Source organism: Ruegeria marisflavi, from assembly GCF_025673445.1.
GTDB classification, from domain to species: Bacteria; Pseudomonadota; Alphaproteobacteria; order Rhodobacterales; family Rhodobacteraceae; genus Ruegeria_B; species Ruegeria_B marisflavi.
This window is the reverse complement of record NZ_JAOVQN010000023.1, coordinates 48,821-67,307: the sequence shown is the minus strand read 5'-3', so window position 1 is coordinate 67,307 and position 18,487 is coordinate 48,821. Positions and strand designations below refer to the sequence as shown.

Here is an 18,487-nt window from a genome sequence, read left to right as displayed (position 1 = left end):
CGAATGCCGCCGTCTCTCCAGCGCGTCCGGCCGTCTCTCCAGCCCGTCAGCAGCACCTCAGCGCCGCCGGTGAGGGGGGTTCTAGGCCCAACCAAAAAGAGTCGCAAGCACAAAAAACAGGGAAGTTCGAAAAAAGTGCAAAAATGTTTATTGTCAGAAGGTTACGCTAAAACTATTGACAGAGCGGCCTCCCTTACATCGCCTCTGAGATTGGAATCATCGCAACCAAATTGATCCCCTAGCCCATACCCGGATCTCGGAACACAACATATAGCGGACCCTATACCAGCTGGCACAATTCAGCGACTCAACTGAGTCTTCAAAACTCACGCTCAGCACCCTGCACTTCCTGACAGCCAATCAAAGAAGACCCTCGCTCCCGGTCTGTTTTCCGCCGTTGGCATGAGACAGCAATGGTATCCGCGTTTTGTTCGGACCAAGCGTTCGCAGGCTACCGCCAGTGTACCCGCCTCGATCATATCGTCCACCATATGCCGCCAACCCAGACCGATACCCGTGCCGTTTTGAATGGCACGCAGCAAGACCATGTAACTATAGAGCCGATCCATCGGCCGCGGTTCCGGCGCGTTCAGCCCGGTCCCCCGAAAGTATCGGCTCCAGTCCGCGGCATGATTGGGGTTGCTCATGTGCAAAAGCCGACTTTGCGCCAAAGCGTCCAGGGTCAAAGGACCATCCGGCAGGACATTCGGCACACAGACCGGCACAAGCTCCTCATCAAAGATTCGCCTGCATTCGCTACCCGGCAATCCGGTTTCACCAAACACCACCGCAATGTCGCAGCGGGACGGATCGAAATCCATGTTCTGGTCCCGAGTCAAAAACTCGACTTGAACATCCGGGTGGCGTGCCTGGAACTCCCCCAGCCTGGGTAGCAGGAAGAGCGAAGCAAAGCCCAGGGCGACGTTTACGACAACTGCTTCCTGACGCTGGCGTGCGGACAGCGCGTCGAGCCCGTTTCTCATGGCCAGCATCCCCTCGCCGGTCGCGGCAGCAAGAGACTCACCAGCAGGCGTCAACGTCAGGCGCGGCTTTGTCCTCAGGAACAGGCGAACACCCACCCAATCTTCGAGAAGAGCAACCTGACGGCTCACCGCGGGTTGCTGCACATTCAACTCTCGCGCCGCAACAGAGAAGCTGCGGTGACGTGCGGCGGCATCGAAAGCGGCAATCTGGTGCAAGGATAAAGGGCGAACCGGTTTCATCATTCCCTTCATGAATGATCTTCATTCACATTTTCAGCTTACACGCGGAAAACCAACCGGATACTCTGACCATACTTCCCTCAAGGGGTGTTGAATTGGTGTTGAAGCCGCAGTTGCTCTGCGTTCTTCAGCATGACGCCGCCGATACAAATCAGGCCCCTTTTGGAAGCGGCAAAACCGGCGGGTCTTTGGGCACAATCGGGCGCGGGTTTGAAATGGGAGACCATGGATTGCAAACCAAAATAATGAGAAAGTCAGCGTGGTTTTCCGCTGCGCCGCATCAAAGAAGCTGCTTCGTCTGATGGCCCGGCGCGCATCTCGAGGCACCGCCACGCCTGCTGAACACCCGTCGACCCGGGCAGTTGGAGGAACGTGGGAACCCCTTTCAAGCCGGGACGTGCAACGCATCGCCGAGGCAACTCTGGACATTCTGGAACGGATCGGCCTGTCCGAAGCCCCGCCGGAAGTAGTCGAACTGGTATCGGAGCATGGCGGGCGAACGAGTGATGGCAGACTGTTGTTTCCGCGCGAACTGGTGGAAGAGGTGCTCGCCCTCACACCCAAGACCCTCACCCTGTGCGGGCAGGTGCCGGACAACGACCTGACAGTCGGCGGCACCGAGACCCACCCTGGCACCGGCGGTGCTGCACCTAACATGTCCGATCTGCAATCCGGCGACATCCGACCGTCGAACCTGTCCGATCTGCGGGATGCCGCACGGCTTGCCGATGCTCTGCCGCACGTGCATTTCTTTTCCCGATCTCTGGTCGCGGGCGACATTCCGGACCCGCTGGAACTTGACCTCAACACCGCTTTCGCATCGCTTTGCGGCACAAGCAAACATGTGATGGTGCAGGCCAGCGACCCGTCCCATGTTCAGCATATCGCCCGGATGTGCCACTTGATCGCCGGGTCCGAAGAGGCGTTTCGCTCGCGACCCTTCCTGTCGCTCAACATCAATCATGTCGTGCCGCCGCTGCGGCTTCATGCCGAAAGCGCGCAGGTTCTGATCGAGGCTGCGCGCCTGGGCATTCCCGTGCACGCAAATGTATTTGGCCAGCTTGGCGCCTCAAGCCCGGTGACATTGGCCGGGTCGGTGGCTCAAACCCTGGCCGAGGTGCTGGCCGGTATCGTTCTGGCGCAGCTGGCCGCACCCGGTGCCCGGGTCATCGCCGGCCCGCGCCCGATGATCACCGATCTGCGCACCGGCGGCTTTTCCGGCGGGTCGGGTGAACAGGCTTTGGCCACGGCCATGGCGGTACAGGTGCTGCGTCTGTGGTCCCTGCCCTGCTCGGTCATTGCGGGGGCCACCGACAGCAAGCTGCCGGACCACCAGGCCGGATATGAAAAGGCTCTCACCGTTTTGACCGCGATGCAGGCGGGGGCACATCTGGTGACGCAGGCGGCGGGTACGCAGGCCGGACTGATGGCGGTCGATTTCTCGGCCATGGTTGCGGATAACGACATGTTGGGCGCGTTGTTGCGGGCCAACATGCCTCCCGTCGTCGACGAGACGACCCTGGCGCTTGATGCGATTGCCGATGTGGTGCGGGGCGAAGGCCACTATCTGGGTCGTCCGGAAACCTATGCCCGGATGCGCAGCGATTTCCTCTATCCCGAAGTTGCAGATCGCAGTTCCATCGCCGATTGGCAGACGGCAGGCGCAACCGACATGGCGACCCGGGCGCGACAACGGGCCATAACGATCTTGCGCGATCACCATCCTTCGCATCTTTCGCCCGCGATGCGCGAGACTCTCTTGCAAGCCTTCCCAACCCTCAAGGCGTAACACGATGGAATATCGGTCCAAACTCGACCTCAAAGGAGACCGCGTGCCGGTTCCGGCCAGCGAAGCGACCGCGGTGCTGGTCTCGATCTTCTCTCGGCTCGGCTGCCGGGATGACACCGCACAGCGTGTTGCCGATCATCTAGTCGACACCAGCCTTTGTGGCATGGAAAGCCATGGGGTCATGCGCACCCTACAATATGCCGAGCAGATGCGGACAGGCTATATGAAGGCCGACGCCCAGACGCATGTCACGGATAACGGACGTGGGGGGCTGGTTGTCGATGGCGGTGGCGGCATCGGCATCCCGGCGATGCTGAAAGCCTATGAAACCGGCATGGAGACGGCTGGCGCGACTGGGATATCGGCACTGGCAATCCGAAACGTCGGCCATACCGGACGGCACGGGGCCTTTGCCGATGCGGCGGCCGAACGGGGCTTTCTGACGATCTGCGTCGGCGGAGGCAACCGCCAGATCTGGCGCCAGGTCGCGCCATATGGCGGCGCAAAGGCCATGCTCCCGACAAATCCCTGGTGTATCGGCATACCGGGTGGACCGCGTGGTCCTGTTGTTCTCGACTTTGCCACCTCAAAGATCGCGGGCGGCTGGATTTATGCGGCCCGCTCCGCTGGGGCACTGTTGCCCGAGGGTTGCGTCATCGACCGTAACGGCAACCCCACCCGCGACCCCGAAGACTACTTCGCGGGTGGTGCCATCCTGCCCTCGGGAGAGCATAAGGGGTATGGGCTGGCGCTGATCGGCGAGTTGATCGGCGAGGCGATTCTGGGTCCGTCCACGACCGAATGCCACTGGCTGCTGATCACGCTGGATACTGGCCGGTTTCGCGACAGCCATGCAATGATCTCTGCCGCCGAAGAGGTGCTTGCCGAATTGCGCGACTGTCCTCCTGCCCCCGGCTTCGAACAGGTGGAAATCCCCGGCGAACGCGAGCGGGCATATCGCGCGGCCTCGGGCAATCTCCTGCATGTGCCAAGATCGACCTGGACCGCGATACAGACCCTGTCAGCGACACTAGGCTGACATCTGCCGCTGCGCCTCGTGATCGACAAATGGCGCGAGGCTAAGCGTGAAGTGATCGAGGAAATCCAGAACCAGCGGCGACAGGCTGCCGGTGACAGGCCGGATCAGCGACAGGCGGTGCGAGAAGCGTGGCGCAAATGGCCGGATGACCAACCCCTGGTCGCGGTACTGTTCCGCATCCAGCGCCGACAGAACCGCAGCACCGTACCCTTGCGCCACTATGGTGCAAGCGGCAGTGAACTGGCGCACTTCGATCCAAGAGGTCATCTCGACGTCACAATCGGTAAAGGCCTGCGCCAGGCGGCGAAAGAACGGGCTGTCGCGACGGGAATGGATCAGCTTTTCGCCGCGCAGGTCATGCGGGGTGATCTCATTCTGCGCCTCAAGCCGATGCCCCCGGGGCAGAATGCAGACCGTGCGAATGGGAATGTCGGTGCTTTCGGTTGCCGGATGTCCGCCAAAGCCATCGGTAATCGCGCAATCGTATTGCTGCCCGACGATCCATTCCAGAATGCGCTCTGGCCGATCCGGTTCGATGGTTACGGTGACACCTTGGCGGTCTTTCAGAAACTCGGTCAGGACCTTTGGCAGGTGACTGGTGGCAAATCCCGGCAGGCAGGCGATCCGCAAATGCCCGGCGGTGCGGTCCTTGAGATTCTGGCGCAGATCCTCGAGATGGCTCAACCCTTCGAAGACGCGATTGATCTCGACCAGCATGTAGCGCGCTTCGGGCGTGGGAATCAGGCTGCCGCCCTCGCGCACGAACAGCGGAAACTCCACCGATGCGGCGAAATCCGAAATCAACCGGCTGGCGGCCGGTTGCGAGATTCCCAATTGCTGCGCTGCACGAGTAATCGAGCCGGTCAGGGCGACCGCACGAAACGCTTCCAGTTGTCTAAGCTTGAAATTCAACGTCTTGCCTTTTTTGCACTTGCAGAAACTTGCTTCACTCCCACACGAACATAACATTTTGCTATGATTTTGTTCATAAAACTTTTGCTTGAGTTATTTTTTTTGCTGCGCAACGATCCGCGCATCCATGAAACTGGGAGGTTTACATGACCTGCAAGATCCTATCCTTCAGTGCCTCGGCGCTGGTCCTGACGGCCGGAATGGCCTTTGCGCAAACCGAAATTCAGTGGTGGCACGCGATGGGCGGCACCAATGGCGAACGCGTCGACAAGATCGCCGCCGACTTCAACGCCAGCCAGTCCGAGTACAAGGTCGTGCCGACCTACAAGGGCAACTACACCGAAACCATGACCGCCGCCGTCGCGGCCTTCCGCGCCAAGGAGCATCCGCATCTGGTGCAGGTGTTCGAGGTGGGCACCGCCACCATGATGGCCGCCAAGGGCGCCATCTATCCGGTCGAGAAACTGATGGCAGACGCGGGCGAACCGTTTGACAAATCCGACTATCTTCCTGCGGTGATCTCGTACTATCAGACCCCGGATGGCGAATTGCTGTCGATGCCCTTCAACAGCTCGACCCCGGTGCTGTGGTACAATGCCGACGCTCTGAAGGCCGCTGGTGTCGAGGTTCCGAAAACCTGGGACGACATGAAAACCGCCGCGCAGGCGCTGGTCGACAGCGGCATGGATTGCGGTTTCTCCTTTGGCTGGCAGTCCTGGGTGATGATCGAAAACTATTCGGCCTGGCACAACATCGCCATGGGGACCAAGGAAAACGGCTTTGCCGGTTTCGATACCGAGTTCGAGTTCAACAACGAAGCAGTCGAGAACCGGCTGGCAGACATCGCCGAGATGGGCAAGAACAAGCTGTTCAAATACGGCGGCCGCCGTGGCGACAGCCTGCCGATGTTCACCAACGGCGAATGCGGCATGTGGATGAACTCGTCCGCCTACTACGGCTCGATCAAGAGCCAGGCCAAATTCGAATTCGGCCAGACCATGCTGCCGCTCGATACCGCCGTGGCCAGCGCGCCGCAGAACTCGGTCATCGGTGGCGCAACCCTTTGGGCGCTGGCCGGGCACGATGCCGAAGAATACAAGGGACTGGCCAAGTTTCTGACCTATCTCTCCTCGGCCGAGGTGCAGGCCTGGTGGCATCAGGAAACCGGTTACGTGCCGATCACCACCGCCGCATATGAGCTGAGCAAGACCCAGGGCTTCTACGACCAGAACCCGGGCACCGATACCGCCATCCAGCAGTTGAGCCTGAACACGCCAACCCCCAACTCGCGCGGTCTGCGGTTCGGCAACTTCGTACAGGTGCGCGACGTGATCAACGAAGAGATGGAGGCGCTCTGGGCTGGTGACAAGACCGCGAAAGAGGCACTGGATGCTGCCGTTTCCCGCGGCAACGATCTGCTGCGCAAGTTCGAGCGCACGGCCAACTGATCGGGAATATCCCAAGACGGCATCCGGCGGATACCTCTGCCGGATGTCCTGCCTTCACCGCGCAAGGCACATAAGACGAGGCCCGAATGCTCAAACGTGTCCATTTTCCTAGATCCGCGCTGCCTTACCTTCTGGTCGCCCCACAGATCCTGATCACGCTGGTGTTCTTTATCTGGCCCGCCAGTCAGGCGGTGTATCAGTCTTTCCTGATCGAAGACGCGTTCGGCCTGTCGACCGAGTTCGTGTGGTTCGAGAACTTCGAACTCTTGGTCGACGATGAGCAGTATCTGCAAAGTTTCGGCCGGACGATTTTCTTTTCCGCTGCGGTGGCGCTGCTGTCGATGTCGGCGGCGCTGGTTCTGGCGGGTTTCGCCGATCGGGTGGTGCGGGGCGCGACCGCCTATCGCACGCTGATGATCTGGCCCTATGCGGTGGCGCCGGTGCTGGCGGGTGCGCTCTGGGTGTTCATGTTCAACCCGACGCTGGGCATCTTCCCTTTCCTGCTCGACATGGTCGGCATCGACTGGAACCACTACCTGAACGGGACCCATGCGATGATGCTGGTGATCTTTGCCGCCGCATGGAAGCAGATTGCCTATAACTTCCTGTTCTATCTCGCCGCCATGCAGTCGATCCCGCGCTCGCTGATCGAGGCGGCGGCCATCGACGGGGCCGGGCCGGTGCGCCGCTTTGTCGATCACATCTTTCCGCTGATCTCGCCCACCACCTTCTTCTTGCTGGTGATCAACGCGGTCTATGCCTTCTTTGACACCTTCGGCATCATCCATGCGGTGACCCAGGGCGGACCGGCCAATTCGACCACGATCCTGGTCTACAAAGTGTTCAACGACGGGTTCGTCGGCCTCGATCTGGGCGGCTCGGCGGCACAATCGGTGATCCTGATGGTGCTGGTCATCGCCATGACGGTGGTTCAGTTCCGCTATATCGAACGCAAGGTGGAATACTGATGGTCGAAAATCGCCCCGTTCTGAACGTCATCACCCATCTGGTGCTGATCATCGGCATCGTCATCGTGGCGCTGCCGATCTGGATCACCTTTGTTGCCGCGACCCATGACGCGGTCCGCATGACCCAAGCCCCGATCCCTATGCTGCCCGGCGGGCATTTCTGGGAGAATTTCACCCAGACCCTGCTCGGCTCGGGCCTGAGCGGCACCGAGACCGCACCGGTCTGGCGGATGCTGCTCAACAGCCTTGCCATGGCGCTGATGATCGCGCTCGGAAAGATCGCGATCTCGCTGATCTCGGCTTTCGCCATCGTCTATTTCAAGTTTCCGTTCCGGATGTTGTTCTTCTGGTTGATCTTCGTCACCCTGATGCTGCCGGTCGAGGTGCGCATCCTGCCCACGTTCGAGGTGGTGGCCGATCTGGGCATGCTGAACAGCTATTGGGGCCTGTCGATCCCACTTATCGCCTCGGCCACGGCGACATTCATGTTCCGGCAGGTGTTCCTGACCATCCCCGACGAGATGCTGGAAAGCGCGCGGATCGACGGCGCCGGGCCGCTCAGGTTCTTCTGGGATATCCTGATCCCGCTGTCCCGTACTAATATCGCGGCGCTGTTCGTGATCCTCTTCATCTACGGCTGGAACCAGTATCTCTGGCCGCTGCTGATCACCACCGATACCGACATGACCACCATCGTGATGAGCATCAAGCAGATGCTCGAGGCGGCGGAACAATCCCCACAATGGAACATCATCATGATGACCGCGCTCCTGGCGATGCTGCCACCGGTCTTCGTGGTCGTCGCAATGCAAAAGCTCTTTGTTCAAGGGCTGACAGAGACCGACAAATAGGCAGGACATCATGGCATCCATAACACTCAAAGACCTAGTGAAAGCCTATGGTGACACCGAGGTTCTGCATCACGTCGAGGGTGAGATTTCCGATGGTGAGTTCATCGTGGTCGTCGGCCCCTCGGGCTGTGGCAAGTCCACGCTGCTGCGCATGGTGGCGGGGTTGGAAACCGTCACCTCGGGCACGATCTGCATCGGCGACAAGGTGGTGAACCAGCTGGAACCCGCCGACCGCGATATCGCGATGGTGTTCCAGAACTACGCCCTCTACCCGCATATGTCGGTGCGCGAGAACATGGCCTATGGCCTCAAGATCCGGAAGATTTCCAAGGACGAGATCGCCCGCCGGGTGGAAGAGGCCGCCGACATCCTTGAACTGCGCCCCTATCTTGAACGCAAACCCCGGCAATTGTCGGGCGGCCAGCGTCAGCGCGTCGCCATGGGCCGCGCCATCGTTCGCAACCCGCAAGTGTTCCTGTTCGACGAGCCGCTGTCGAACCTTGACGCCAAGCTGCGCGTGCAGATGCGGCTGGAAATCCGCAAGCTGCAACAGCGGCTCGGGGTGACTTCAATCTATGTCACCCATGATCAGGTCGAGGCGATGACACTGGGTGACCGGCTGATGGTGCTGAACGGCGGTTACGTGGAACAGTTCGGAACCTCGATCGAGCTTTATGACCGGCCAGCCACCACCTTTGTGGCGGGCTTCATCGGCAGCCCGGCGATGAACTTTCTGCCGGCCACCGTCAGCGCCGGTATGGCGACCCTGGGCAACGGCGCGCGACTGGCAAACGCCGGTGCGGCCAACGGCGCGGTGACACTTGGTATTCGGCCCGAGCACCTGCTACAGGACGATGCGGGACCCGTGCGGGTCACCGTGGAACTGGTCGAGCAACTGGGCGCCAACTCGCTGCTGCATGGAAAGCTCGAGGGGACAGACATCGAAATGGTTGTCAGCCAGCCCGGGCATATGTCAGCCGCGGCCGGAACGGTCATGGGGTTCGTGCCCGCAAACGGGGCCTTGCATCTGTTCCACGCCGAAACCGGCAAACGGATCGAACCATGAGCCGGTTTCCGCAGCTCGCCCCGTTTACCGGGGGTGACGGGGTCGTCCGTGTCATCGGTCATCGCGGCGCAAGGGGCGTGATGCCCGAAAACACGATCGAAGGTTTCGATTTCACGCTGTCCATCGGTGTGACCGCGCTGGAGTTTGATGTGGTTGCAACGGCGGATCGGGTGCCGGTCGTCACGCATAACCTGCACTTGGCGAATTCCGCGACGCGCGACGCGCAAGGCCACTGGCTGACCGGACCCGAGCTGCGGGTCGCCGACCTGACCCTGGCCGAGCTTAAGACACTGGATGTGGGCGGTCTAGATGGCCGAACTGTCTATGGTCAACGCTTCCCGGATCAGGCTTTCATGTCCGGCGTCCGCATTCCGGCACTGTCAGAGTTGCTGGATTTGTGCAGCAAACCCGGCAGCGAAGCCTATCTGCTGTTCGAATTGAAATCCGATCCCGACCTGCAAGACGAAACGGCAGCCCGGGAATCGCTGGTTGCCACCGCCGTTGCCGAAGTCCGGAAATTCGGGCTGGCGCATCGTACCGTGCTCCACAGTTTCGACTGGAAGCTGCTGGACGAATGCCGGCGACAGGCGCCGGACATGCCCACGTCATACCTGTCGCAACTGCCAGAGAACGACGACGACCCCGGCGAGGATTCCGCCAAATCCGTTGGCCCGGACTATGCGACCATGACCGTCTCGGTCCCTCGGGCCGTCGCCGATGCGGGCGGACAGCTTTGGTGTCCGTACTTCATGGATTTGACCCCCGACCTTGTTGCCGAGGCGCATGACCTGGGACTGCCCGTCTGTACCTGGACGGTCAACGAAACGGCAGACATCGACCGGATGATCGACGCGGGTGTCGACGGCATCGTCACCGACTACCCCGGCCGGGTGCAAAGACATCTGCTGAACCGGGGCCTGCGCTGGCAGTAACCCCTACGAGAAAAGCCCCGCGCTGGCGGGGCTTTCCGATCTTGGCTGCCTGAACCTGTCAGATGTCGAATTTGACGCCTTGGGCCAGCGGCAGCTGGGCAGAGTAGTTCACGGTGTTGGTCTGACGGCGCATATAGGCTTTCCATGCGTCCGACCCGCTTTCGCGGCCGCCACCGGTTTCCTTCTCGCCACCAAACGCCCCACCGATTTCCGCGCCCGACGGGCCGATGTTCACGTTCGCGATGCCACAATCCGACCCTGCCGCCGACAGGAATTGCTCCGCCTCGCGCATGTTCAGCGTGAACACGCAAGACGACAGGCCCTGCGGCACGTCGTTCTGGATTTCGACCGCCTGATCGAATTCGTCATAGCCCAGAACGTAAAGGATCGGGGCAAAGGTCTCGGTCTTCACCACCGCGCTCTGTTCCGGCATCTCGACAATCGCCGGGGTCATATAGACGCCAGCCGCCGGTACGCCGTCACGCACCCGCTCGCCGCCAAAGACGGTTCCGCCCTCGGCGCGCGCCGCATCCAGTGCTGCGGTCATGGCCGCGCCAGCGGCCTCGTCCACCAACGGGCCGACCAGCGTGCCCTCGGCCAGCGGGTTGCCGATGGGCAGACCGGCATAGGCCTTCTTCAGCCGTGCAACCAACTCGTCCTTGATCGAGTTATGGGCGATCAGGCGGCGCAGTGTGGTGCAGCGCTGGCCAGCGGTACCCACGGCCGAGAACACGATGGCACGAACCGCCATCTCCAGGTCCGCCGACGGCCCGACGATCATCGCGTTGTTGCCACCCAGCTCCAGGATGCACTGGCCAAACCGGGCTGCCACGATGGGCGCGACCGCGCGACCCATGCGGGTCGAACCGGTGGCCGAGATGATCGGCACATCCTCGCTTTCGACCAGAGCCTTGCCCAGGTCGGCACCACCAATGAGGGTCTGCAACAGTCCCTCGGGCGCGTCGCCGAACCGCTGGGCGGCGCGGTCAAAGATCTTCTGACAGGCGAGCGCTGTCAGCGGGGTCTTTTCCGAGGGTTTCCAGATCACCGGATCGCCGCAGACAATCGCCAATGCCGCGTTCCACGACCAGACGGCCACCGGGAAGTTGAAGGCCGAGATCACGCCGACCGGTCCGGCGGGGTGCCAGGTTTCCATCATCCGGTGACCGGGGCGTTCACTGGCGATGGTCAGGCCGTAAAGCTGCCGCGACAGACCCACGGCGAAATCGCAGATGTCGATCATCTCCTGCACTTCGCCCAACCCTTCCGAGGTGATCTTGCCCGCCTCCCAGCTGACCAGCGCGCCAAGGTCGTCCTTGGCCGCCCGCAGCTCCTCACCCAGCAGGCGGATCAGCTCGCCCCGGCGCGGGGCGGGTACGGTGCGCCATGCCTTGAAGGCCGACTTGGCACGTGTCAGCACCGCATCCATGTCGGACAGCGGCATCTCATGCACCTCGCCCAGAAGGCTGCCGTCGATCGGCGAGGTAACGCGGACCCGGCCGCCCGTCCGTTCGGCGGCAGTGATCCCCAGTTTCTCCATCACGGTATCTGCGGTCATCACAACGTCTTTCATGTCTCAGGCTGCCTTGCTTTGCTTGGTGACATCACCCGCCCGGTAAAGGCGGCCGAATTCGGTTTCGAGGAAGTCGGCGAACTTGACCTGTTCCTGCCGGATGAACCCTTTGGACGGCAGCGTGCCGGTCCGCATCAGGTCAACGACGCCCAGAACGCCAGCGGCAGTGGTGACCTGGATCGCGCTCCAGGTCAGGCCGTCGATCACCCGGGAATAGGACTTGTTGATCAGGCTCTTCTCGCGCAACTGGCCGCCGATCCGCCCCTTGGCGGTGCAATAGACCAGTACCACGTCCTGATCGGTGCGCGGCAGCGCGGCCTCGAAGATGTCCTTCAACAGATCCCGACGCCGCTCCAGCCCCAGATCGTTCAGCAACAGACGCAGGATATCGCGGTGCCCCGGATAGCGGATAGAGCGATAGGACACCGCCCGCGCCTTGCCCTCCAGCGTTTCCGGCAGCGTCCCCAACCCACCCGAGGTGTTGAAGCATTCATACTCAACCCCGTCATGGCCAAGGATCTCGTAATCCTCCAGCGGCGCGGTCTTGACCAACTGACCGTTCACGATGGCATCGCAGGGGTTGCAGTACTCGTTGATCAGCCCGTCGGTGGACCAGGTCAGGTTATACTTCAGCGCATTGGTCGGATAGAGCGGCAGCGCCCCCACCCGCATGTGCAGACTGTCGATCTCGTCGAATTCGGCGGCCAGAGCCGCTCCGGCAATGCCAACAAAGCCCGGCGCCAACCCGCATTGCGGCATGAACGCGGTCTGGCTCTTTTCAGCCAGCGCGCGCACCGCATTGGTGGCCGCCACGTCCTCGGTCAGGTCGAAATAATGCGCGCCCGCCACCTGCGCGGCCTTGGCGATGGCGGGGGTCAAAAAGAACGGCGCTGCCGAAATGACCGCGTCGAAGCCTTTCAGCCCCTCGGCCAGCCCGGCCTCGTCCTTGGCGTCGATCTGCTTGGTGGGCACGCCCATCTTGTTGAGCACCGACAACGCCGCCAGATCGTGATCGGCCACGGTGACGGTATAGTTGGGCGAAGTCTTGAGCAAAGTGGCGATCATCTGGCCAATCTTCCCGGCCCCGACGACGCAAATATTCCAGCGCATGGCACGTCTCCTTGTTTGCGCAACAGGATGACGCTTTTGCTGTTCGATCTGTAGGGAGCAGAGTGTCGGAATGACTCCTCATTCCGTCAATTTGACGGCAAACCTAACTTTTTGTCAGATCCGGTCGATACGCCGCCCAAAGACGACAAAGGTGTTCGTCCGTTGAATCCCCGGAATCGCACCCAGTTCATCGACAAGGATATCGAGGTCCTCGATCCGCGGCGCCTCGGCCGACAGCAGCAGGTCGAACTCGCCATTGATCGACAGGCATAGCTTGATCTCGGGATAGGCCTCGAGCCGCTTGATGATGCGCGCGGTCTCCTTCTGCTGCACTTCCAGCAGCACCACGACCTGCACCTTGCTGTCATCCTGCGGCTCGCGCAGAACTACGGAATAGCCCGCGATCAAGCCGCGCGCCTCCATCCGGGCGATGCGTTCGTGCACGGTGGTGCGCGCCACACCCAGTCGCGCGGCGATCTTGGTCGTAGACTCGCGAGCATTGTGTTGCAGTGCCGCGACAATCTGGCGGTCGAGCTTGTCCATGTTTCTTCCTTGCCCCGCCACATGGGGCGGGTGCAAGAAAATACATACGCGACTTCATAGCTCCAGGATGGTCGACCCGGTGGTCTGCCGCGCCTCAAGCGCGCGGTGGGCATCGGCGATCTGTTCCAGCGGAAAGCGCTGGTCGATGCGGATCTTGACCTCGCCCCCAGTCACCTTGCCGAACAGCCGCCGTGCCATCGCCTGGCAAGCCGCATGGTCGGCGATATGGGTGAACAGCGTCGGGCGCGTGATCTTCAGGCTGCCTTTCTGCCCCAGAATACCGATGTTCACCGGCGGCACAGGCCCTGAGGCATTGCCGAAGGAAATCATCATGCCCAGAGGTTTCAAACAGTCGAGCGAGCCTTCGAACGTATCCGCGCCCACCGAATCCATCACCACATCGACGCCCTTGCCACCGGTCAGTTCGCGCACCTTTTCGGTAAAGTTCTCAGCGCGGTAGTTGATCACATGGGTCGCGCCATGTGCCTTGGCCAGTTCGCATTTCTCGTCGGACCCGGCGGTGCCGATCAGGGTGATGCCTTCGGATTTGGCCCATTGGCAGGCGATCAGGCCGACACCACCGGCAGCGGCATGAAACAGCACCGTATCGCCCCGGCTGAGTGGCGTCGTGCGATGGAACAGGTAGTCGACCGTCAACCCCTTGAGCATCATCGCCGCGCCTTCGTCGAAGCCGATCTCGTCGGGCAGCGGACAGACCTGTGCCGCCGGCATCACCCGCGCCTCAGTATAGGCACCTGGCGGGGCCGAGGCATAAGCAGCCCGGTCACCCACGTTCAAGTGCGTTACACCCTCGCCCACCGCCTCGACCACGCCCGAGGCTTCCATGCCCAGCGCATGCGGCAATTGCAGGGGATAAAGACCCGTGCGCTGATACACGTCGATGAAATTCAAACCACAGGCCTTGTGCCGGATCCGCACCTGCCCCGGTCCCGGCTCGCCCACGGGCCGGTCCTGCAATTGCAAAACCTCCGGGCCGCCGAATGTTTCGATCACTACGGTTCTTGCAGTTTCACTCATGTCTTTCCTCCCGCTTTGCGCATTACCTAGCAGGCAGAAGGACGTCGGCAAGGGCGCAGGCAGAAGGGAATGAGCCAGACTCAACCGACCCTGAGTACGATCTTGCCGATATGGCCCGAGCTTTCCATCCGAGCATGCGCAGATGCCGCATCCGCCAGGTCAAACTCGCTGTCCATCACCGGCGCGACCCGGCCTGCCTCGATCAGCGGCCAGACCGCCTCCAGCAGGTCCTGGGCGATCTGTGCCTTGGCCAGGTCGCTTTGCGGGCGGAGCGTACTGCCGGTTATCGTCAGGCGGCGCACCATCATCAGGGCAAAGTTCAGCTCGACCACCGGCCCTTGCAGGAACGCGATCTGTACCAGCCGCCCATCGTCGGCCAGAGCCTTGATATTGCGCGGAATATAGTCGCCGCCCACCATGTCGAGGATCAGGTCGGCGCCGCCTTCGGCCCGCAGGATCTTGACGAAATCCTCGCTGCGGTAGTTGATCGCGCGCTCGGCTCCCAGGTCCAGGCAAGCCTGGCATTTCTCGTCCGACCCGGCGGTGGTGAAGACCCGGGCGCCAAAGGCGTTGGCAAGCTGAATCGCGGTTGTCCCGATGCCGCTGGACCCGCCATGCACCAGAAAACGTTCACCGGCCTTAAGGCCACCGCGCGAAAACACGTTGGACCAGACGGTAAAGAAGGTTTCCGGCAGGCATGCCGCCTCGCGCAACCCCATACCCTGGGGCACCGGCAGACAATGCGCGGCGGGTGTGGCCACGAATTCGGCATAGCCGCCCCCGGGCAGCAGGGCGCAGACCATGTCGCCACGCGCCAGAGAATCGACACCGGGGCCGACCGCGACCACCTCGCCCGAACACTCCAACCCCGGCAGGTCGCTGGCACCAGGCGGCGGGTCATAGGCCCCCGCCCGTTGCAGCGCGTCGGGCCTGTTCACTCCGGCATAGGCGACCTTGATCACCACCTGCCCATGCCCTGGCACCGGCATCGGGCGGTTGGTGAGTTGCAGAACTTCCGGCCCGCCGGGCTTGCTGATTTCAACCGCGCGCATCTGCTCGGACATGGAACCTCCTCAGGTCGGTTTGATCGCGAAGACCTTGGCCGGCCCCGCAAGTTATCGTTTCGTTCACCCCAGCGATCCGGGCAGGTCACCATCACGACGGGGTGCGCGCAGCTGCCCGGCCAGCCAGTTGGGACCGGCAAGAAAGGGCTTCAGCAACGGGTTCTTCTGGATATCCGCCTTGAACTTCTCGAACTGCATCACGTTGTCGATGCGACGGTCCAGAAACTCCCATGTTGCCTGGTGATCCGGGCTTTCGTCCCCCAGCCAGTAGAGCACGGTGGAAGAGTAAACCGCTGAAAGCGTTGCTCTTTTCGTGTACCAATTGACATCTTCCGAGGTGTCGCCCAGTGCCGTCCAGATCGCGTCGCAGGTACCCCAGATCGCCTTGGCGCCGTCGGCCGCATAGGCGGGCAAGGCAAACAGGGTGGCGCCGCGGCGCACCGCCTCCTTATCCGTCACGGCCTCGAGTCGGAAGCGGACGGCGGTGGCGATCCGGTCGCGAAAGCGCAGCTCGGACAGGTCCTCGGCGGCGAGGCGGTCCAGCATCGCGGCATCGCCGCGCGCGTGATAGGCCAGCGCCAGATCGACCGCGCCGCGCGGGCAGAGCGCGCGGGCGTACCCGGCGTCCAAACCGGTGTCGGCTACCGCCGCGCGAAAGGTTTCGTCGGTCCAACCGTCAAAGGCCACATGGGTCAGGGCGGCGTCCAGCAGCCGGTCCTTGGCCTGTTCATAGGACATGGTCATGGCACATCTCCTTGTTTCACCCCCTATCTAGACAAGTTGTTCCCGCTTTGCTATACGCCGGGCTCCTGCAATTCCTTGCAACTCAACTTAGAAAGGTGGTGAAAACCACATGCAGGTTAGTGTTCGCGACAACAACGTCGATCAGGCGCTCCGCGCCCTGAAGAAGAAGCTGCAGCGCGAAGGCGTTTTCCGTGAAATGAAGCTGAAGCAGCATTTCGAGAAACCGTCCGAGAAAAAAGCGCGCGAGAAGGCTGAAGCGATCCGCCGTGCCCGCAAGCTGGCACGCAAGAAAGCACAGCGCGAAGGCATGCTCTGAGGCATTCGCTCTCGTCCGGCTTTGGATGACACTATTTGACGACCCCCGCGGCCCAGCCCCGGGGGTTTGTCGTTCGTGGGGGTTTTGACCGTTTTGTACGCGCTCCGGCAGGTGGATTGACCGTTTTGTACAAAGCCTTTTGATCAAAGCCCGGTAGATTCAAACCTCGAAAACCATCCCTTTTCGCGCAGGATCAGCGAACCACGACCGTGCTCGACCGAGGAAGCCCCAGACGTCTGCGTCCCCCGGTTTTACATAGTTCGCGTCATTGGGGTCAGAGCCCAAAGCGTCGAAGATGCTTCGAAGCCAACCATGCTTATCACGATCAACTTCGATGTTGGACAGCCAACTTTCCAACTCACCTTGGGACACAACAAGTAGCCCGTAATCCTCCACATCAGACAACAAAGCTTCGGCCGCGTCTTTCTCCCCACCAGACAACAGGGTCACACCGCCACGCTGCTTGTAGTTCTTCTGCTTGCCGTCTGTGCTGACACCTCGCAACAGCTCAAACACGCTCTGTCGGGCTGTCTCGAACGTCCGCCGTCTCACCTCTGGCACACCCACTGCCCGCATTTGTTTCGCCCAGTTTTCTCCGCCTTCCGCCAATACATCGAGGTCGACGATGCCGATAGTCGGTACCCCCATATGCCGCAAAGGTTCGACCAAACGGGGTACCGTCGACTTTTCATGAGCATTCAGGAACAGAGCGTTGTCGATACCGCGCGGATCCTTCGCGGAAAGAAGACGGTTGTTGATTTCCTGATAAAACGCTCTGTCAGCGTCCGCTTCGGTAACCACAACAGCCTGAGCAAACAATCCGGACAGAACATTGGCCGACCGCATCATCGGATCATTCATCAGGCGGCGCAGGGTGTCGTTGTCCAGCAATCGCGCAGTTGAAACCCCAGCATGATATTGCAGGCGCACAATGCGTATCGGCACACCGGATTCGACCGCGCCCATCAGAAAATCAGCGCTGTGTGTCGCGATGTAGACCTGTTTGTCACCGGCTTTTTCAGCAACTTGCCTGCCTAATGTGCGCGCGAGTGTCGGGTGAAGAAACGCCTCGGGTTCATCAATCAAGATGACTTTGAAGTCGCTGGCATGAAGCGCGCCGAGCATTCCAGTGTAAGCGTTGAAACCATCACTGGCATGTTCTGCCGGAAGTGCTGTCTTCAAGTAATCAATCAAGCTTTTGTTCAGAGAACGCTCGGTCTCGGCGTCGGGTGCAGCACTTGCAAACGCCAGTTTCAGCGTCCCGTACCGCGATACAGTGTCAATAACCGGGTAATAGTCGATACCTGCTTTGGCAGCTGTCTGGAAACCTTTTCGCCTGGTATCGTCAGTCAACAGCCTGGCGAGGGGGCCAGAGGGGGATTGCAAGTCCGCGCCTTCTTCAGCGGGCAACATCGCCAGTCTTTTTGCGCCATTCATCCAGACGCAAAGCGGTTCGCGAAAAACCCCACCCATGTATTCATTCCATTGACGTGGACTCATTTTTGAGAAATCCATTCGCGAGTAATGCCCTCTAGGAAAGAAGACTGTTTCTTCTTCTTCTTTCCCAGCTAATGCAGGATGATCATCAAGAATTTTGTTTTCAAAGGCATGAAGTCGCACCTTTTTCAATGCGGATTTCTTTAGCTCCTGAGGACTGTGGCCTGAACCGGAGAACGCATAGTGGATCGCTTCCAGTAAAGCTGTTTTCCCGCAGTTGTTTGGCCCGACAAAGAGTGTAACGCCGGCCTGGCCCTCCAAACGCAATGGCGCTGCGCCATCTACCGGCCCGCAATTCAATTCAACTGCTTCGATCACTTGCACCGCCTTCACAAGAAAAAGGTTTTTCGTCGTCAACGGTCGCAAAAGTAGAT

General features: G+C 60.9%; 17 protein-coding genes. 8 read left to right on the top strand and 9 right to left on the bottom strand.

Going from position 1 to position 18,487, the window contains the following annotated elements:
- Nucleotides 1-332: 332 nt before the first annotated feature.
- Complete coding sequence (locus OEZ49_RS19105) at nucleotides 333-1,235, bottom strand: LysR substrate-binding domain-containing protein (protein ID WP_263389792.1); 903 nt, start codon at nucleotides 1,233-1,235, stop codon at nucleotides 333-335.
- A gap of 289 nt (nucleotides 1,236-1,524) precedes the next feature.
- On the opposite strand from OEZ49_RS19105, the gene OEZ49_RS19100 reads away from it, so the two are divergent.
- Both OEZ49_RS19100 and OEZ49_RS19095 read left to right on the top strand, forming a co-directional pair.
- On the top strand, nucleotides 1,525-3,012 hold the full coding sequence (locus OEZ49_RS19100) for a trimethylamine methyltransferase family protein (RefSeq protein ID WP_263389791.1): 1,488 nt from the start codon (nucleotides 1,525-1,527) through the stop codon (nucleotides 3,010-3,012).
- A 4-nt stretch (nucleotides 3,013-3,016) separates the two neighbouring features.
- On the top strand, nucleotides 3,017-4,051 hold the full coding sequence (locus OEZ49_RS19095) for an Ldh family oxidoreductase (protein ID WP_263389790.1): 1,035 nt from the start codon (nucleotides 3,017-3,019) through the stop codon (nucleotides 4,049-4,051).
- Here OEZ49_RS19095 and OEZ49_RS19090 read toward each other — a convergent pair.
- On the bottom strand, nucleotides 4,043-4,963 hold the full coding sequence (locus OEZ49_RS19090; protein WP_263389789.1) for a LysR substrate-binding domain-containing protein: 921 nt from the start codon (nucleotides 4,961-4,963) through the stop codon (nucleotides 4,043-4,045). The two genes, OEZ49_RS19095 and OEZ49_RS19090, sit on opposite strands and share 9 nt — an antisense overlap.
- A 146-nt stretch (nucleotides 4,964-5,109) precedes the next feature.
- On the opposite strand from OEZ49_RS19090, the gene ugpB reads away from it, so the two are divergent.
- The 5 genes from ugpB to OEZ49_RS19065 all read left to right on the top strand — a co-directional run bounded on the left by ugpB (nucleotide 5,110) and on the right by OEZ49_RS19065 (nucleotide 10,228).
- Entirely contained in the window at nucleotides 5,110-6,411 is a 1,302-nt protein-coding gene (ugpB, locus tag OEZ49_RS19085; RefSeq protein WP_263389788.1) for a sn-glycerol-3-phosphate ABC transporter substrate-binding protein UgpB, read from the top strand.
- A gap of 86 nt (nucleotides 6,412-6,497) precedes the next feature.
- Nucleotides 6,498-7,379, top strand: coding sequence for a sn-glycerol-3-phosphate ABC transporter permease UgpA (gene ugpA, locus OEZ49_RS19080; protein WP_263389787.1), 882 nt, complete (start codon nucleotides 6,498-6,500; stop codon nucleotides 7,377-7,379).
- Nucleotides 7,379-8,230: a sn-glycerol-3-phosphate ABC transporter permease UgpE gene (ugpE, locus tag OEZ49_RS19075; protein ID WP_263389786.1), complete on the top strand. Its 852-nt coding sequence runs from the start codon at nucleotides 7,379-7,381 to the stop codon at nucleotides 8,228-8,230. Before ugpA ends, ugpE begins: the two co-directional genes overlap by 1 nt.
- 10 nt (nucleotides 8,231-8,240) lie before the next feature.
- Nucleotides 8,241-9,296 carry a sn-glycerol-3-phosphate import ATP-binding protein UgpC gene (locus OEZ49_RS19070; protein WP_263389785.1) on the top strand — a complete coding sequence of 352 codons (1,056 nt, stop codon included), beginning with the start codon at nucleotides 8,241-8,243 and terminating at the stop codon, nucleotides 9,294-9,296.
- A complete protein-coding gene (locus OEZ49_RS19065) occupies nucleotides 9,293-10,228 on the top strand; it encodes a glycerophosphodiester phosphodiesterase (protein WP_263389784.1) in 936 nt (311 codons plus the stop codon). Before OEZ49_RS19070 ends, OEZ49_RS19065 begins: the two co-directional genes overlap by 4 nt.
- Nucleotides 10,229-10,286: 58 nt before the next feature.
- Here the strand turns inward: OEZ49_RS19065 and amaB are convergent, their stop codons facing one another.
- From amaB to OEZ49_RS19035, 6 genes are all read right to left on the bottom strand, one after another.
- Nucleotides 10,287-11,801, bottom strand: coding sequence for an L-piperidine-6-carboxylate dehydrogenase (gene amaB / locus OEZ49_RS19060; RefSeq protein WP_263389783.1), 1,515 nt, complete (start codon nucleotides 11,799-11,801; stop codon nucleotides 10,287-10,289).
- Between the two features lie 3 nt (nucleotides 11,802-11,804).
- Nucleotides 11,805-12,911: a saccharopine dehydrogenase family protein gene (locus OEZ49_RS19055; protein WP_263389781.1), complete on the bottom strand. Its 1,107-nt coding sequence runs from the start codon at nucleotides 12,909-12,911 to the stop codon at nucleotides 11,805-11,807.
- Between the two features lie 114 nt (nucleotides 12,912-13,025).
- Nucleotides 13,026-13,454, bottom strand: coding sequence for an Lrp/AsnC family transcriptional regulator (locus tag OEZ49_RS19050; protein ID WP_263389780.1), 429 nt, complete (start codon nucleotides 13,452-13,454; stop codon nucleotides 13,026-13,028).
- A 54-nt stretch (nucleotides 13,455-13,508) separates the two neighbouring features.
- On the bottom strand, nucleotides 13,509-14,492 hold the full coding sequence (locus OEZ49_RS19045) for a quinone oxidoreductase family protein (protein WP_263389779.1): 984 nt from the start codon (nucleotides 14,490-14,492) through the stop codon (nucleotides 13,509-13,511).
- An 80-nt stretch (nucleotides 14,493-14,572) separates the two neighbouring features.
- The gene (locus OEZ49_RS19040) at nucleotides 14,573-15,556 is read right to left on the bottom strand and encodes an NAD(P)H-quinone oxidoreductase (protein WP_263389778.1); all 984 of its coding nucleotides are present in this window, start codon (nucleotides 15,554-15,556) and stop codon (nucleotides 14,573-14,575) included.
- Nucleotides 15,557-15,619: 63 nt separating this feature from the next.
- Nucleotides 15,620-16,300 (bottom strand): COQ9 family protein, encoded by a 681-nt coding sequence (locus OEZ49_RS19035; protein ID WP_263389777.1) that lies wholly within the window; start codon nucleotides 16,298-16,300, stop codon nucleotides 15,620-15,622.
- A 109-nt stretch (nucleotides 16,301-16,409) separates the two neighbouring features.
- On the opposite strand from OEZ49_RS19035, the gene rpsU reads away from it, so the two are divergent.
- Nucleotides 16,410-16,616 carry a 30S ribosomal protein S21 gene (gene rpsU / locus OEZ49_RS19030; protein ID WP_008207378.1) on the top strand — a complete coding sequence of 69 codons (207 nt, stop codon included), beginning with the start codon at nucleotides 16,410-16,412 and terminating at the stop codon, nucleotides 16,614-16,616.
- Nucleotides 16,617-16,775: 159 nt separating this feature from the next.
- Here rpsU and OEZ49_RS19025 read toward each other — a convergent pair whose 3' ends face one another.
- Complete coding sequence (locus OEZ49_RS19025; RefSeq protein ID WP_263389776.1) at nucleotides 16,776-18,431, bottom strand: AAA family ATPase; 1,656 nt, start codon at nucleotides 18,429-18,431, stop codon at nucleotides 16,776-16,778.
- Nucleotides 18,432-18,487 lie beyond the last annotated feature (56 nt).